Annotated in this window: 17 protein-coding genes; 12 read left to right on the top strand and 5 right to left on the bottom strand. The window is 31.7% G+C overall.

All coding sequences use genetic code 11. From position 1 onward, the window contains the following. The first annotated feature begins 4 nt into the window (after nt 1-4). The 3 genes from map (at nt 5) to CQA53_RS03105 (ending at nt 2,015) form a co-directional block, all read left to right on the top strand. Nucleotides 5-763, top strand: a complete 759-nt coding sequence (gene map, locus CQA53_RS03115; RefSeq protein ID WP_115542561.1) for a type I methionyl aminopeptidase — start codon at nt 5-7, stop codon at nt 761-763. Beyond that, on the top strand, nt 764-988 hold the full coding sequence (infA, locus tag CQA53_RS03110) for a translation initiation factor IF-1 (RefSeq protein ID WP_115542560.1): 225 nt from the start codon (nt 764-766) through the stop codon (nt 986-988). A gap of 145 nt (nt 989-1,133) precedes the next feature. Further along, complete coding sequence (locus tag CQA53_RS03105; RefSeq protein ID WP_115542559.1) at nt 1,134-2,015, top strand: tRNA 2-thiocytidine biosynthesis TtcA family protein; 882 nt, start codon at nt 1,134-1,136, stop codon at nt 2,013-2,015. A 62-nt stretch (nt 2,016-2,077) separates the two neighbouring features. On the opposite strand, the gene CQA53_RS03100 is transcribed toward CQA53_RS03105, so the two are convergent. Both CQA53_RS03100 and CQA53_RS03095 read right to left on the bottom strand, forming a co-directional pair. Continuing rightward, on the bottom strand, nt 2,078-3,814 hold the full coding sequence (locus CQA53_RS03100) for an AAA family ATPase (protein ID WP_115542558.1): 1,737 nt from the start codon (nt 3,812-3,814) through the stop codon (nt 2,078-2,080). A gap of 124 nt (nt 3,815-3,938) precedes the next feature. Then, nucleotides 3,939-4,916, bottom strand: coding sequence for a hypothetical protein (locus tag CQA53_RS03095; protein WP_115542557.1), 978 nt, complete (start codon nt 4,914-4,916; stop codon nt 3,939-3,941). A gap of 235 nt (nt 4,917-5,151) precedes the next feature. Here CQA53_RS03095 and rlmN point away from each other — a divergent pair, with 235 nt between their 5' ends. The 3 genes from rlmN to CQA53_RS03080 all read left to right on the top strand — a co-directional run bounded on the left by rlmN (nt 5,152) and on the right by CQA53_RS03080 (nt 8,319). Then, nucleotides 5,152-6,387 carry a 23S rRNA (adenine(2503)-C(2))-methyltransferase RlmN gene (rlmN, locus tag CQA53_RS03090; RefSeq protein ID WP_181882336.1) on the top strand — a complete coding sequence of 412 codons (1,236 nt, stop codon included), beginning with the start codon at nt 5,152-5,154 and terminating at the stop codon, nt 6,385-6,387. A 262-nt stretch (nt 6,388-6,649) separates the two neighbouring features. After that, entirely contained in the window at nt 6,650-7,531 is an 882-nt protein-coding gene (locus CQA53_RS03085; RefSeq protein WP_115542556.1) for a polyprenyl synthetase family protein, read from the top strand. A gap of 20 nt (nt 7,532-7,551) precedes the next feature. After that, entirely contained in the window at nt 7,552-8,319 is a 768-nt protein-coding gene (locus CQA53_RS03080) for a hypothetical protein (protein ID WP_115542555.1), read from the top strand. A gap of 664 nt (nt 8,320-8,983) precedes the next feature. Here CQA53_RS03080 and CQA53_RS12255 read toward each other — a convergent pair. Continuing rightward, on the bottom strand, nt 8,984-9,130 hold the full coding sequence (locus tag CQA53_RS12255) for a hypothetical protein (protein ID WP_181882335.1): 147 nt from the start codon (nt 9,128-9,130) through the stop codon (nt 8,984-8,986). A gap of 519 nt (nt 9,131-9,649) precedes the next feature. Between CQA53_RS12255 and ndk the strand changes: the two genes are divergently transcribed. The 6 genes from ndk to CQA53_RS03050 all read left to right on the top strand — a co-directional run bounded on the left by ndk (nt 9,650) and on the right by CQA53_RS03050 (nt 13,777). Next, nucleotides 9,650-10,063, top strand: coding sequence for a nucleoside-diphosphate kinase (gene ndk, locus CQA53_RS03075; protein ID WP_115542554.1), 414 nt, complete (start codon nt 9,650-9,652; stop codon nt 10,061-10,063). A 276-nt stretch (nt 10,064-10,339) separates the two neighbouring features. After that, nucleotides 10,340-10,666, top strand: a complete 327-nt coding sequence (locus CQA53_RS03070) for a hypothetical protein (protein WP_181882340.1) — start codon at nt 10,340-10,342, stop codon at nt 10,664-10,666. A gap of 3 nt (nt 10,667-10,669) precedes the next feature. After that, nucleotides 10,670-10,825: a 50S ribosomal protein L32 gene (gene rpmF / locus CQA53_RS03065; RefSeq protein WP_115542552.1), complete on the top strand. Its 156-nt coding sequence runs from the start codon at nt 10,670-10,672 to the stop codon at nt 10,823-10,825. A 2-nt stretch (nt 10,826-10,827) separates the two neighbouring features. After that, complete coding sequence (plsX, locus tag CQA53_RS03060) at nt 10,828-11,847, top strand: phosphate acyltransferase PlsX (protein ID WP_115542551.1); 1,020 nt, start codon at nt 10,828-10,830, stop codon at nt 11,845-11,847. Between the two features lie 98 nt (nt 11,848-11,945). Further along, nucleotides 11,946-12,965, top strand: coding sequence for a beta-ketoacyl-ACP synthase III (locus tag CQA53_RS03055; RefSeq protein ID WP_115542550.1), 1,020 nt, complete (start codon nt 11,946-11,948; stop codon nt 12,963-12,965). Nucleotides 12,966-13,330: 365 nt separating this feature from the next. Next, the gene (locus CQA53_RS03050; RefSeq protein WP_115542549.1) at nt 13,331-13,777 is read left to right on the top strand and encodes a hypothetical protein; all 447 of its coding nucleotides are present in this window, start codon (nt 13,331-13,333) and stop codon (nt 13,775-13,777) included. A 325-nt stretch (nt 13,778-14,102) separates the two neighbouring features. Here CQA53_RS03050 and mnmE read toward each other — a convergent pair whose 3' ends face one another. After that, the gene (gene mnmE, locus CQA53_RS03045; protein WP_115542548.1) at nt 14,103-15,488 is read right to left on the bottom strand and encodes a tRNA uridine-5-carboxymethylaminomethyl(34) synthesis GTPase MnmE; all 1,386 of its coding nucleotides are present in this window, start codon (nt 15,486-15,488) and stop codon (nt 14,103-14,105) included. A gap of 60 nt (nt 15,489-15,548) precedes the next feature. Continuing rightward, on the bottom strand, nt 15,549-16,790 hold the full coding sequence (locus tag CQA53_RS03040; RefSeq protein ID WP_115542547.1) for a Jag N-terminal domain-containing protein: 1,242 nt from the start codon (nt 16,788-16,790) through the stop codon (nt 15,549-15,551). Between the last annotated feature and the right edge of the window lie 53 nt (nt 16,791-16,843).

Below are 16,843 nucleotides of genomic sequence, written 5' to 3'. Positions count from 1 at the left end.
TATTATGGGGATTGTTATACGAAGTGCAAAAGAGATAGAGATTCTTGCTGAAGCAAGTCGGATTGTGGCTCTTACCCTTGATTATGCAAAAACAATTGTAACTGAAGGTATGAGTTTGCTTGAGCTTGATAAGGCTATTGAAGAGAAAATTTACTCTTTTCAAGCAATCCCAAGCTTTAAGGGATTGTATGGTTTTCCCAATGCTTCTTGTCTCTCTTTGAATCAAGTAGTAATTCATGGTGTTCCAACAGATTATCGTTTGCAAAGTGGTGATATTCTTGGTATAGATATAGGCACAAAATATAAGAATTATTATGGCGATGGTGCAATTACCATAGGTATTGGGGAGATTTCACAAGAGAATAGAAACCTTTTGTCATGTTCGTTTGACACATTGTGTAGCACGATAGATTCAATAAAATCTGGAATGCGATTTAAAGAAATTAGTGCAATATTGCAAGAGAATATTGAAAGTCGAGGTTTTGTTCCATTGCGTGATTATTGTGGACATGGTATTGGCACAAAACCACATGCAGAGCCAAATATACCAAACTATTTGGATAATGGCGTGAAGATTAGTGGTCCAAAGATAAAAGATGGAATGGTTTTTTGTCTTGAGCCTATGGTGTGTCAAAAAAGTGGCGAGACACAATTATTAGATGATAAATGGTCTGTTGTGAGTAAAGATGGGTTAAATACTTCTCATCATGAACATACTATTGCAATAATTGGTGGTAGAGCAAAAATTTTAACGGAGTTTTAAATGGCAAAAGATGATGTAATTAAAGTAGACGGTAAGGTAATTGAGGCATTGCCTAGCACGACTTTTAGGGTGGAATTACAAAATGGACATATTGTTTTATGTCATATTTCGGGGAAAATGCGTATGCATAATATCAAAATTCTTCCTGGTGATAATGTGCAAATAGAGCTTACCCCTTATAGTCTTGATAAGGGTCGCATTGTTTTGCGTTATCCACGCGATTAGACTTTCCTTAATTTCTGAGAATTATAGAATCTTTTGCAAAATATTTTATTTTTAACAAAATTCAAATAGACGAATTTTAAACATGTTTTTGTATGCTTTTGTGATATAAAAATTTCGTGTTTTTAATGGATTCTTAAGGAAAAATATGTATAACAACATACAACAAAAAACTTCTTTTAATATGCACGATTTATCACAACAAGAGATTGGAGATATACATAAAGATTTAGATATTACACATTCTACAAGAATAAATCTTAATAATAAGCCACAAATAAGTAAAAAGATTCTCAATCTTGTTGGTCGCACAAATGCTAAATATAATCTTATCGGCGAGAATGATAAAATCTTGTTGGGATTAAGTGGCGGTAAAGATTCAATGTTGCTTGCAACGATTTTTGCACATATGCAACGACATGCCCCCTTTAAATTTGATTTTTTGGCAATGACGATTGATTATGGTAGAGGTGGTGAGTATGAATATATCTTTGAGTATTGTAACAAGCTTGGGATTCCATATGAACTTAATCGCACAGAAATCTTTAAAATTTTAGAGAATCATAAAAAAGAGGGAAGCATCTATTGTTCATTTTGTTCTCGTATGCGTCGTGGCGAACTCTATAATATTGCTCTTAAGAGAGGATTTAATAAAATCGCACTTGCACATCATTTAGATGATGCTGCAGAAAGTTTTATGATGAATCTTACTTATAATGGTTCACTGCGTTCTATGCCTCCTTATTACAAGGCAAAAAATGGTTTAGGGGTTATTCGCCCTTTAATATTTGTGCGAGAGCGACAAATTATAGATTTTATTGCAAGTAATCATATCTATATTGCTCCTGATTGTAATTGTCCGATAAATTGGTTACCACAAGATAAGAGACCTCGTGCGAGAGCTGAAACAAAGGAATTGTTGCGAGAACTAGAATCTAAAAATCCATTGCTCTTTAAGTCATTAAAAAATGCTTTTAGTAATTTACATGTGAATAGTTTTTGTGATGAAAGGTTTATGGATATTCGATAATGCTGAAATACTATATAGTGTTGCATATACTTTTATATAAAATAGAATAAAAGGATTTTTAATTAAGTATCAGAGATTGAAAGAATGCTTTCAATCTCTTCTTTGCTCAATTTTTCGTGCAAGAGTAAATTTTCGGCAATAATATGAATATTCTTTTTATTAGATATAATAAAATCTCTATGTTCTTCTTTTGCGTTTTCTAAAATTCTTAATTCATCTAACTCATCTGCTATTAGTCGATCTCCCATGCCAAATTCATGACACATTTTGTGAGCTATATATTTTGCATTGTTAATATCTTGCATAGCAATTGTTGAAGATTCTATATTATTTTCTTCTAGTGATAAAGTGCCACTCAATGCTATTTTTATTTGTGCAATTAATTCACTCCTGAGGCTATTATCATCAATTTTTATATGCTGTGGAAGTTGCATAAGTGAGATTTTTTGAAAATCATGTGAAAGCCAATATTGTGAAATTGCCTTCCCTGCATTGTATAATGCAATAATTTCTTTTTGTTTATGTGTAAGGGGATTTTGACGTTTTTTTCCAAAGAGGACTTTTTCTGTATTATCAAGAATATCTTGCATGGTGATTTCTTGTCGTTTATGGCGTAAGGCATTCATTGCCGCTTCATTTACAAGAGATGCGATATTTGCTCCACTAAAGCCTGTGCAAAGTCGTGCAATTTCTTGTATATTAAGAGAATGGGGGCGATTGCGTAAATAAACTCTAAGAATATCCTCTCTCTCTGTAATATTTGGTAAATCTACAAATATACGCCTGTCGAATCGTCCGCTACGTAGCAAAGCAGGATCGATAACATCAACTTGATTTGTTGCTGCAATAACAATTACTCCACTTTGATCGCTAAATCCGTCCATTTCTGTCAATAACTCGTTAAGGGTAGATTCCCATTCGTGATTATCTTTACCACCTCGTGTTTTGCCCACAGCATCAATCTCATCAATAAAGATGATTGATGGTGCATACATTCTTGCTTTTGCAAATAACTCACGCACTCTTTTTGCTCCAACACCTACATAAATCTGAACAAATGATGAACCACTTTGGTAAAAAAATGGCACTCCAGATTCTCCAGCAATAGCTTTTGCCAACATAGTCTTACCTACACCTGGAGGTCCAACTAAAAGCACACCTTTTGGTGGATAGATTCCTAAATCTTGATATTTTTTTGGATTTTTCAAATAATCAATAATTTCCAATAAATCATCTTTTACTTCGCTGATACCCGCTACATCAGAGAATCTAATTTGACTTTTCATGGATTCTATGGGTATAGATATTTCACTATCGCTTTGTGTATCATGTTGTGGTGCAAAGTTTGATTGAGAATCTTTATTCCACTGATTGTTATTATAAAAAACAAAAATGATGACAAGTCCAATTAGAATAATGAGTGTTGCATAGATGATTTTTGTTGAAAATGGTGTTTTAGAAGAAATATTGGGCAGAGTCTTAAGTTGTAGATTTGATGTAGGGGGGGTATAAGTTTGAGATTCTTGTGTTTTGCTTTGAGTTCCCACTATGATAGATGGGCTAAAAAGCTCTTTTGAGGAAATTTCATAAATATTTCCTTTTATAGTATAAAAATAACTTGTTTGTGAATCTACTAATATTTCTTTCACATCTTCTTGTTTTAAGATTTTTTCTAATTGATTGTAGTTTATCATTATTGTTTTTTCATAAATCAAATAAGATGCAACAAGAATCCCAATGAGAATCCATAAGAGAGAAAAAATATAATATTTAGATTTAAATTGATATAAAAATGACATATTTTACCTTTGTTGAGAAATAAATTTTATTTTTATTTCATATTTGGAAACTTGATTATAACAAATATTTTCTAAATATAAGATTTGTGTAAGATTGTTTGTTGTTGAAGCTATTATGATTATACTATAAATGATCACCCATAAGTGCTGATGGAGACATAAGATTGTTCATACCCTTACCAGAAAGCACATTATTAATCTTGTTTGCGATAAAATGATTGCGAGTTGTAAAATAATTAATAATTTCATTGACAAGATCTTCGCTTAAATCTTCTCGCATATCTTGGCAGTATCCTTTAAATTCCTCTTCTGTTATACCCGCAGAATCTTCAAAAGCCTCGATATATTTTCTCATTAATTTTTGTTCTTTCTCTTTTTGCAATACTTGTTGCATAATTTCATTGTAAGTTGATTGGAGGTCTGCAATTTTCATGTCAAATAACTCTTGTTTGGTATAAATGCCACTGATTTCTAGAATCTTTGAAACAAGTGTCCGTTTTTCTTTACTATTATCATAGTAAGGTTTATATTCAAGCTCCAAGTCTTTACTAAGGAAAGTTTGCATAATGTCCAGTTTTGTTTCTGCTGTTGAGCGTAAATAAGCAAGTGTGCCAGAGCTTTTATATTTTTCATGGAGATTCTCCAACCCAATAATGTCATTTCGCTTACTTTCATAATATGCAATTAGAGTTTCTCTCTCTTGCTTTGGAAAATCTCGCAGATCTCGTTTAATATTATCTAAAATCTCATCTTGCACCCTTGCATGCACAATCGTAATAATATTTTTTAAACGTCGATATGGCACAGGCATTTTAAGTTCTGACATAAATGCAATTAAATCTGTAGGGGTAAACATATGTAAAAAATCATAAAGAGTTTGAAACATTTCATCAATTGTTTGCACCTTTTTGAGTGCTTCTATGACATCATGTTTTGGTGGCGAAAAATGAACATTTCCTTCATATAAGAGACTGCGATAGTAGTCTATGCCCTCACGAACTGTTTTTACATATTGTTGCTCTAACTCTTCGTGGTCGAGGTCCAAAACATTATCAACACCATGTAATCGTAAATATTCTTTTACTGCTGAGCTATCATGCATTGTTTCCCCTTTTTTCGTAGTAAATAAATTCAATATTATATCACAAGTCTTTTGCTCTTGCCAAGAATCTTACTTTGTCTCATTGAATATTCAAGAAATATGGAACTTTTAGTTTTGTAAAAGTTCGTAGCTAAAGAAACCTAAATATCACATCTTTAAGAGAAATAAGGAAATTCTTAAGAAAGTTAAAAAAAATATCTTAGAATAGCATTTTATTTTTTCTATAAGGGATTGTATGAAAGAATTAGATAGCATATACTCATATTTGCTTGAAGAGCTTGAGGAGATAATGCAACCAAAGTTTCGTGCAAAACAAATTTATCATTGGCTATATTGTCGATATGTGACACAATTTTCAGACATGAAAAATATTCCAAAAATTATGCAAAAGCAATTAAAGGATAAATTTTGCAATGTAGAAAAATATTTGTTTCAAGACTTGCAACAATATAAATATTCTTCACAAACATGCAATCAAGTGTTCGAATTAAACAAACAAAGAGATACTCAGGCAAATATTTCCCCTAGACAAGATTCTGATATACAAAGTCAACATGCAAATTTTTCTACAATTTATCCAATTCAAATTGAAGAAAGTAAAGATGGAACAAAGAAATATCTTTTTCAGACACATGATAATCTTAGCTTTGAATCTGTTTTTATAAAAATGCGTGAGAAAATTTTTGATAATGAAGGTAAGATTCTTAAGGGTGAAAAATATACATTTTGTGTTTCCAGCCAGGTTGGTTGCCGAGTAGGTTGTGTATTTTGTTCAACCGCTAAGGGTGGTTTTGTGCGGAACTTAAGTGTAGGTGAAATAGTGCAACAAGTTGTATTTCTGAAAAGAGATAATAATTTAGATTCCAATAAGAGTGTAAATATTGTATTTATGGGAATGGGAGAACCACTTGATAACTTTAGTAATGTTATTAAGGCAATACGTATTATTAGTCATAAAGATGGATTGAATATCGCTACAAGGCGGCACACAATTTCGACAAGCGGTATTGCCCCACAGATTGAAAAGCTTGGTGCATTGGATCTTGGGGTGCAAATTGCACTTTCCTTGCATGCTGTTGATGATTCTTTACGAAGTCAATTAATCCCTATGAATCGCGTTTATAATCTTGAACGGGTTTTAGATTCTCTTCGTAAGTTTCCTCTACATACACGCAATAGAATCTTGTTTGAATATCTTGTAATTAAAGACATGAATGATGATTTAGCAAGTGCCAAAAAGCTTGTGAAGCTTTTGCATGGATTTCGTTCAAAAGTCAACCTTATACCATTTAATCCCCATGAGGAAAGTCAATTCAAACGACCAGAAAAAGAAAAAGTGCAAGCTTTCGCAGACTATCTTTATAATCGCGGAATTGTAGCAACTATTCGAGAATCCAAAGGACTTGATATAAGTGCTGCTTGTGGGCAATTACGAGAAAAGATTTTGCAAGGAAATCAAGAAAGAATTTAAATAAGTTGAATGCTTAAGGTCGCATTATTATTTATTTTCAATACAATGATGCACAGAATCTTATTTAAGATTTCTTTACTTTGTTACTAAAAAAATGTGTAATACCTGAAATTTTTGAGACTTTACAATATATTCAATGTATGATTTACTTTTTAAAAATTACCACAAGAGTTTTTGCTTCAGTTTATAATTTATATAATATTTCTACTATTTCATGCTAGAATTGTAAAAAATTTTAGATTTCTTATTTTATGGAGGTTCTATGTCATTTTTTCTGCAGACTTGTCAAGATTTTGAATCTTATCTGCTATCTCATAAGCCACAAATACTAAGTTTTCACCCATATTTTGAAGAAGCTTTTTGGGAAATGATGAAAAATGGTGGCAAAAGATTCCGTCCCAATCTCTTATTAAGTGTTGTTTGTGCACAATCAAAAGAGTTTGTTTTCAATTCTTTTGATGTATGCTTAGCAATTGAATGTTTGCATACTTATTCACTTATACATGATGATTTGCCTGCAATGGATAATGCGTCCTTAAGACGTTCTCACCCCACATTGCATTGTAAATATGATGAGGTTGGGGCAATACTTATTGGAGATGGTTTAAATACTTATAGCTTTTCTTTGCTTTCTCAAGCAGTATTTGCACCGGATGTAAAAATTGCTTTGATTGAATCTTTAAGCCAAGATGGTGGAATTTCAGGCATGATTCTAGGACAAGCACTTGACTGCTATTTTGAAAACACAAAACTCACACAAGAAAAGCTTGATTTTATTCATATTCATAAAACCGCAAAATTGATTGCAACAAGCTTAAAAATGGGTGGAATTATTGCAAATTTAGATTCTACAACACAAAAAAATCTTTATGATTTTGGTATAAAACTGGGATTGTATTTTCAAATACGAGACGATATTATTGATTTTCTTCAAGATGAAAGTAAATCTGGTAAAACAACACAAAACGATACAAACAAAAATAGCTATGTGAATTTACTTGGTATTCAACAAGCACAAGATGTTATGCAACAATATATTGCACAATTAGAAGCAAATTTGGTAGAATTAGAATCTTTGCAGCTTACACAGCTACAACATAATCTCTACGAACTTTTAAAGCCATATTTTCAACCACTTACATGATTGTAAGCAGGGGATAAATAATGAACTCAATATCAAAATTCAATGCAAATATTGCAAAAATAGAATCTTTAAAAATAAGTTTTTATGAAAAAGATATTATTCGTAGTGCGTATTATAATCACCTCAATAATATTCCTCTGACACAAGGGGCAAATAATCTATTAAAGAGACATTCTATAAGATTCTATAATGGTAATATTATCATATCCATACAACAAAATAAAATTGAGGAAAGAAAAAAGCGATATAAACGCAGTGATTTCACAAAAGATTCTTATAAACAAGTAGAAAATCAAAAAAATAATGTGGTATATAGTCGTGATTATGCGGCACAAAAAATTGCACCTACGAACCCCAAACATTCCCAAATACTCGCAAGTATTTTACATGATTCTCATACTCTGTATGCGGAAAGTATGGAATTGCTTCATCGATGTGAAAGTCTCTTAAATAAATGTTTCACGCAACATGAACTCTCATACAGCATGATTCAAAATATTATTGTAAAAGCTAATGAGGGATTACAAAATAGTATCAATGCACTCAATACTTTTTTAAATCCATTTTTAGAATTTTTTGATGGATTAGATTCAAATACTCAAGGAGAGATATTGCAACGCACTCAAGTATTTTTAGCAAAAATACAAACTTATAAAAATTTAAATGCAAAGCTTTGTCTTGAGCTTTCTTCCATTCAGGCGGGTCGTGTTTTAAAAAAAGAAAAGGATTTTACACAATATCTCCAAGCAACAATCAAAGAACTCAATGCTTATACAAACGATCCATAATCATTCAACAATAAAAGAGATTGTATAATGTAAAATATAAGAATATGGGCTTGAGTGATTATTGGAGTAAGATTTTAACTTTATATTGACGGAATTTTTATTGGTAAATTTGTAGCTACACATTTCCATGATTGCAATTTAAAATCGCAGTCAATGATACAATCTTATCCATTGTATATAAAAGCCCATCCTCTTACCATAAAGAATGGTGTGGAAGGATGGAATTTTGATTTTATTTTCTTAAGAGTTTAGACTATTTTACTTTATTCACAATTATAAACGATTTGATAGAAAGTCGTGGTGTTATAATGTAAAATCCAAGAGGACTTCACATTGTTTTTATATGGTAAAGTTATATGAACGCATAGAGTGATTAAGAATCATCAAACTCTATGCTATAAAAGTAGTCAGTTTCTAAAACTGCCAACCTATTCTTACATTGATATTATGGGTTTGGATTTGTCCACCAAATTTACCACCATAGACAACATTTAAAGAAGCATTTTGTCCAAATTTAGCACCTAACCAGTTTCGAGCAAACCAACCGCCCTATCGGTAATCTAGAAGTAGAAAAGCATGGCGTTGCAAAACCTATCCATGATTTATTTGCTTCTACCGCGATAGTTATGATTCCATTATTGCCAATATTTATACCATAGATATTCTACGCTGTGCGAAGATGTTGAGCACCTAATGATATTACATTATTACCATTATAATCCTGCAATTTTGAACCTCCACCAGCACCACTAATGAAGTTATTCAAATCATATCCTGTCCCTACTTCAAAACCAGCACAAAGATTAATCAAAAATGCATTGTTATCTGCTATTTGTATTGCACCATTTGCCTTAGTCCCTGTGATACCAAAAGCACCATCTGTGTCATAACTGGCTTTATCATTGATGGTAACTGCGTAGTTTTGCCCGAATTTTGCAATCGCACCTGCAGTGAACTCTAATGCACCAATAGTTCCACTATTGGCAATATTTACGGTTCCACCACTAACATCTACCTTGTTGATAGTCCCGCTATTGCTAATTGTATTACCATTTTTTGCTGTTACGGTATTGCTTATGTTGCCACTATTTGTAAGGTTTAATTTATCCCCACTGATTGTCCCATCATTATCGACTGTGGTATTTGAACCTGCTACCCCCCCCCCCCAGCTGTGATTTTACCTGCAATTTCTGAACTTGCTTTGTTATTGATTTCTAAAATACCACCTGCTTGTCCAGAACCTGAGAGATATTCTATTGAAAGCTTGATTTTTAACTTTTTTTAGTGTAGAATATCCTTTTTGCTTTTACTATAAACTGAGGATTATCACATGGAACAGACATTATCAATTATCAAGCCCGATGCAGTAAAAAAAAATGTTATTGGTAAAATTATTGCAAGATTTGAGGATAACGGCTTACGAATAGCGGCTACGAAAAAAGTGCAACTTTCCAAGAAAGAAGCTCAAGAATTTTATGCTGTGCATAAAGAGCGAGCTTTTTTTAATGATTTAGTAGAATTTATGATTAGCGGTCCTGTTGTTGTCATGGTTTTAGAAGGTAATAATGCAATAGCAAAAAATAGAGATCTTATGGGTGCCACAAATCCAAAAGAAGCAAAAGCTGGGACAATCCGTGCTGATTTTGCTGAAAGTATCGATGCAAATGCGGTGCATGGAAGCGATTCTAAAGAAAATGCAGCAATAGAAATCGCATTTTTCTTTGCAAAAAGTAAGATTCTATAAGTCATTTAGGGTATTTAAAATTGCGATTTTCTTCTTTATAAAAAATAGCTTAGTTAATTTGTTATTTTTGTCAAGGATAAAATGCAACTAAAACAAAAGTAAAGATTTGAAGTTTATATTATTATTTGTATCTTAATTATTGCAAGTAAGATGTTCTTTAATATTCTAGTTATTTGTATCTTAATTAAACTTTAAGGGCTAGAAAGTATGCAGATAGAATTTAGAAAGATAAATGAAAGGTCAAAATATATTGATATAGTTCATACGCAAGATTCTATGCAAATTTTAGAAAGTGAAGAAACAATAGGATTAAAAGGGGAACTAAAGAGAGTAGATTCTAAACTTGTGCAATTTCAGGGTAAATTGCATGGGAATCTTGAGCTTATCTGTGTTCGGAGTGGAAAGTCTTTTAGGGAAAGAATTGATTGTGATTTGGTTTTGTATTTTTCAGATGGTGTCTGGAAAACACAAAGCCAAACAAATAATTTAAATTTAGATGTAATTGAATTTTTCGAAGGCTTCATTGATTTTAATTTTATTCTTGAGAGTGAAGTTGAATCAATACGACTAGATTATAATATTCAAACCAATATAGAGGAGTAATTCATGGCAGTTCCTAAGCGACGAGTTAGTAAAACAAGAGCAGCAAAGAGACGCACACATTATAAGGTTTCATTGGCAAAACCGATTAAAGATAAAGATGGAAGTTGGAAGTTACCACATTTTATTAATAAATTTACACAAAATTATAGTTCCAATTAAAAATTATGCGAATTGCTGTAGATGCTATGGGTGCAGATAATGGAGTTACTCCTATTGTCTGTGGTGTGCTTGAATCATTAAAACAGAGAGAATTTAGTGTATTTTTGGTAGGAGATGAGAATCTTATTAAGCCATGTCTTGATTCACAATCTGCTTCTGCTACTATTTTGCAACGCATAGAAATCGTTCATACACAAGACTTTATAAAAATGACAGAAAGTGCTAGCACTGCAAATAAGCGTAAAGATACTTCTATTTATCAAGCCATTGGGTTTGTAAAAAATAGTGAAGCACAAGCATGCGTGAGTGCGGGACATAGTGGAGCAACAATGAGTCTTGCGACATTGCAAATCGGTCGTATAAATGGTGTTTCTCGCCCAGCAATTTGCACTTGTATGCCAACTATTACATCAAATCCAAGTGTTATTTTAGATGCGGGAGCAAATACTGATTGTAAACCAGAATATTTGGTTGATTTTGCTATTATGGGTTATCATTATGCAAGAAATGTTTTAGGATATTCTGCACCAAGAATTGGGCTTTTATCAAATGGTGAAGAAGATTCTAAAGGTAATGAGCTCACTAAACAAACTTTTCAGCTACTTAAGGAATATAGTTTCTTTAGGGGAAATGTTGAAGGGTCTGATATTTTTAATGGCTCTGTTGATGTGATTGTATGTGATGGTTTTATGGGAAATCTTGTATTAAAAGCGAGTGAGGGTGTAGCGAGTTCTATAAATACAATCTTAAAACAAGAGATTAAAAAATCTTTTCTAAGCATACTTGGTTCTTTACTCGCTAAATCTGCATTCAAATCTCTGAAATTAAAAATTGATTATGCTGAATATGGTGGAGCTCCATTGTTAGGTGTTAAAAAACCGGTTATTATTAGTCACGGAAAAAGCAACGCAAGGGCTATGGAATGTGCAATTTATCAAGCACTTGATGCATGTGATTCCAAAATATGTGAAACCATTACCGAAGTTTTTGCAGATTCTAAGATTTCAGCTACAAAAATATAAAATAATACATTATAATTAGAGATTCTAAAAAAGTAGTTATTCTCAATAATTTCATAAACTAATTTTTTGGGTGGGTTAAATTTATCAAAGGATAGTTCATGCCTCGTTATGCTTCTATTGTATCTCTTGCCTCGTATGTGCCAGATAGATGTGTTCCAAATAGTTTTTTTGCAGATTTTTTAGAAACAGATGATGAGTGGATTGTGCAGAGAACAGGTATTAAGACTCGCTATTTTGCAGACAAAAGTCAAAAAAGTAGTGATTTGGGCGTTGAGGCAGCGAAACTCGCAATACAAAAAGCCAATATTTCTTTAAAAGATATTGATTTAATTTTATGTGCAACACTAAGCCCAGATTTTTTTGGTATGCCATCAACTGCATGTATCATTGCCTCGAAATTGAACTTAGAGAATGTCCCAGCTTTTGATATTACTGCTGCTTGCACAGGATTTATTTATCTTTTGTCGGCTGCAAAAAGTTATATTGAAAGTGGTGCATATAATAATATTTTGGTAATTGGTGCAGAAAAGTCAAGTTCTATCCTTGACTTTTCTGATAGAGGCACTTGTATTTTGTTTGGCGATGGTGCTGGTGCATGTATCGTGAGTAGTAGCACAAAAGAGGGTATTAAAGATGTGCATATCTCATCAAATGGAAATTTTTCACATTTACTTTATACACCAAAACGCAATAATATTTTTACGCAAGATTCTATCGCAGAAAGTGTTCAAGATTTTATTGATAATGAATACATTGAGAATCAAGGTATGAAAATGAAAGGTAATGAGGTATTTAAAGTTGCTGTTCGCACTATTACCAAAGAAGCAAAAGATATATTGGCAAAAAATCATTTAAGCGTTGATGATATATCGTATTTTATCCCTCATCAGGCAAATATCCGCATTATTAATTCTGTTGCTAGTAGTCTAGAATTACCCCAAGAAAAACTGATTCTCACTGTGCATAAATATGGTAATACAAGTGCCGCAAGTATCCCAATGGCAATTAATGATGCATGCTGTGAAGGTAAAATTAAAAATCGTGATTTACTCTTGCTTGATTCGTTCGGGTCAGGATTTACTTGGGGTAGTGCATTGGTTTATGCCGATTTTGCATAATAAATAATAAATTCATTCTTTATGCAATAAACTTTTTTATAGTTCCAAATAAGTAGATAATGAGATTAGAATCAATTAACAAAGAAACTTCTTTAGATTTTATAAAGCATTCTCTCTTCATGCAAAAATATTGATAGTATTTTACTTAAAAGCTTCGAATAAATTTTTATAACACAATTTAATCCATAAAGTCCTTGCGTATAAATTTATAATAAAATATAAAATATCGAAGAAATTTCTGACTTTACTTATATATTTACAATAAACATAAGTTATTTTTCTTATTGAATTTAAAAAATTGTTCAACCCCTTGACTTGTTTTTTTTGTAAAATACGATTTTATTTCACTATTTAAAGGGGCAGTTATGTTATATTCCGTAAAAGTTATAAAAAATATAAAGTTTTGTATTGGTTTAGGGATTATTGCGATTTTATCAGCAGGTTGTGCAACGAATTTCCCTCCTTATGAAGCTACGCAAATGGATAAAGATACACGAGGTATTACTCTTGCACAGGCAGGCGAAAGAATATTTGGTTGTAAAGTTGAGGGTGATATTGAGGTTACAGAAACAGCAGTCAATAAATCTGGAACAACGCTTGATGAAATAAAGAAAGGTGCGGAAAATCAGCTCAAAAATGAGGCAATCCACACAACAAAAGCAGGCAATAAAGTTGTTTTAAAGATTATAGGCAAAAGTATGAAATGTAAAGATAAACCCTCATTTTTTGGGTTAATAGGTAAAAATAAACCACAATATGTTTGCACGACAGTTAATACTAAAAAAAACAGATATTGTCTCATATACACTTAAAGCAGAAGTATTAAGTTGTGGTGAAAAATAATCTTATTGCGATTCTATTTTTTGTCTCGTGTTCATAGATTATTTATGAGATTCTTTGAAAATAAAAGTAATTTGCTTGGCAACTTTTCTTAGTAAATTTTCTTACTATTCTATATTTTACAATATATAGAATAGCGTATATAAAATCAATGTATAACGAATGAAGAAAATTAATAATTTGTCATATCTCAATATATAAAAATCCTAAAACATAGATTCCAAAATAAATTCCTTATATCATTTTAAAATCCATATTATAGCAATTTTATAGATTCTAATTTTATTTCCATGCTATTTATTTTCCAACACAAAATTGTGAAAACAGAGAATCTAAAATATCTTCAACATTATATGGCTTTGTAATTTGTCCTAACGATTGCAAAGCTTGTGTCAGCTCAAAGCTAACTAACTCTATCTGAAAATGTTGTAATGAAATTATTGCATTTTGTAAATTATGCAATGCGGATTCTAAAAGTATGCGTTGTGTATTATTGGTAAGGATAAAAGTATTTTGGTCAATTTGCATTGTAAGAATATCCTGTATCTTGTTTTTGATTAATGAAGCATTTTGAATATCTTTTGTGTTAATAGAAATTGTGTTAAAATGTGTGAAGTCATGGGTGTTTTTCTTTATTAAATCATTTTTATTCAGCACAACAAGAATAAATTTATCTTTGAGAGAATCTTGTGATAGAAAATCTAATATATCAAAATCTTCTTTTTCCATAGGTTCTGAATTATCAAATACACATAAAAGGATTTCACTCTGTTTTGCATATTCAAAGCTTTGTTTAACCCCCTCTTGTTCAATAAAATCACCACTATCTCGGATACCAGCAGTATCAATAATTGTAATAAGATTTCCGCCAATATCAATTATTTCAGAAATCGCGTCTCTTGTCGTGCCAGCAAGATTACTCACAATAGCTCTTTGACGTAAAAGTAAAAGATTGAGCAATGAACTTTTACCGACATTTGGTTTGCCCAAGATACAGAGTTTAAGATTTTGTAATCGATTATAATGTTTTGTAGATTCTAAAATTGTAGAAAATCTTTGTATGATATTATCAAGCACTTGTAGTGATTTTTCTAAAATGTTTTCATCTAAGTCCTCTTCGCTATAATCTATATTAACCTCCATTTGTGCAATGATTTCTATAATTTGCAGTCGAATCTCATCAAGCATTTTGGAACATTCACCTGAAAGATTTCGAGCAAGAAGCTGTGTAAAATTTGCATTTGTATTATTAATTAGGGAAATAGTTGCATCAAGCTCTAATAAATCAAGTTTGCCATTTCTAAAAGCTCGCCTACTAAATTCTCCAGCATTTGCAAGACGTGCACCATAATATGTGCATACCCTTAAAATCTCTTGTGCAATGAGTTTTCCGCCATGACTTTGAATCTCAATAATATCCTCACCATTAAAACTCAAAGGTGCTTTAAAATAGATGATAATAGCTTTGTCAATCATTCTACCATATTCATCATAAATGTTACGAAGTGTAGCCTGTCTGGGCATGAGATTTATGTCATTACATAAAGATTGTGAAGTATGGATTTGCCCTTGCTGTTTTTTTAAAAGATTGGATACAATTCGCAAAGAATCCTTACCGCTTAAACGCACGATACTAATAGCACTTTTTGCTAATGCAGTTGAAATCGCAACAATAGTGTCCATAAAATTCCTGTGGTTGAGAGTTGTAGCATCTCATTATAATTTTCTTCGAATTATAAATTTTTAGTATTTTGGAGAATTACCAAAACCATGAACATTGCTACGATAGCTATTTTGATTTCCTAGAAAATCACTAATCGTAATATATTTCTCACCATCAGCAGTATCCCGAAATACAATATATTTGTTTGGTAATTCATCTCTTAGAATCTTTAAGGCAACATGTGTAAGGACACCATCAAGTGGTTTTGTTTGTGCTTTACCATTGAGTTTGGCAGATTCTATAATTGGCTCAAGATATACTCGTATCATTTCCTCTTGATTCTTTAAAAATTGTGCAATCTCAAGACGCACACCATATCCATAGCGAATATTTATCCAATTAAAAAGCAAATAACTTAAAGATTTATAGCGATAGCCTTTTTGCCCAATTAATAATGCGGCATCTAGTCCATCGATAAGGATTGATAATGTATGTGAATCATATGGCTTTACTTGCACTTTAGTAAGGTCGAGTGGAAGGAACTTCAGTAATTCAATGAGTTCCTCCTGCACTTCTTGAGAGGCTTCCTCTATATTTACATTGGGTGCTGGTGGTATAAAGCTTTGATATGTAGTATGATTATGACGATTGAGATGAGATTTTGTGTATTCAGAATCTTGCCATGGAATGTGTGAAGAATCATCATAGAAGCTGTTATCAAAATCACTTTTTACTTTATCATCTAAATCAGCTACTTCTTGTTTTTGTTGTGCATTCTGTATATCTTTATGTGCTAGATAAACAACTTTTTCTACATGGGAAGATTCGATCGTAATTGATTCTGTATAAGTCTCATTTTCATTAATTGTATAGTTGTTGCAATCTTTGGAATCTTGCGTAGATACATTATCAAGATGTATATTTGATGTTTCTGGAGATTCTTTGGAATCATGTAAATGGGTTTGTGCTTGTTGCGTTATTGCGTCGTTTTGTGTGCAATCACACGAAAAATCGCATAAAGATTTTTCGTGTGATTCGTTTGAGATAGTATGATTGTTGGAATCAAAACATGTTTCATGTATTTTTTGTTCGTGTTGTATATCTTTATTTTTTTTGCTTTCACTTGTATGTAGATTCTCATTAGTGTTTAAGTTTGAATATTTTTGTGTTGCAACAATAATTGCTTCTTTTTTACCAATACCAAGTATCCCATTACTTGGATTTTGCACGACTTCGTATTCAATCTGTGTAAGAGAGCAATTAAAATATTTTGAAGCCTCCAAAAGAGCGGAATCAAGAGTTTTTGCACTAAATTTTTTCATATTGTTTCCTTATTATATTTATACATTATTATTTATTATCATGATTGAGTATT

The organism is Helicobacter didelphidarum, from assembly GCF_003364195.1.
Taxonomy (GTDB): Bacteria; Campylobacterota; Campylobacteria; order Campylobacterales; family Helicobacteraceae; genus Helicobacter_A; species Helicobacter_A didelphidarum.
Note: the sequence above shows the minus strand (reverse complement) of the source record. Positions and strands in the feature narration are given on the sequence as shown.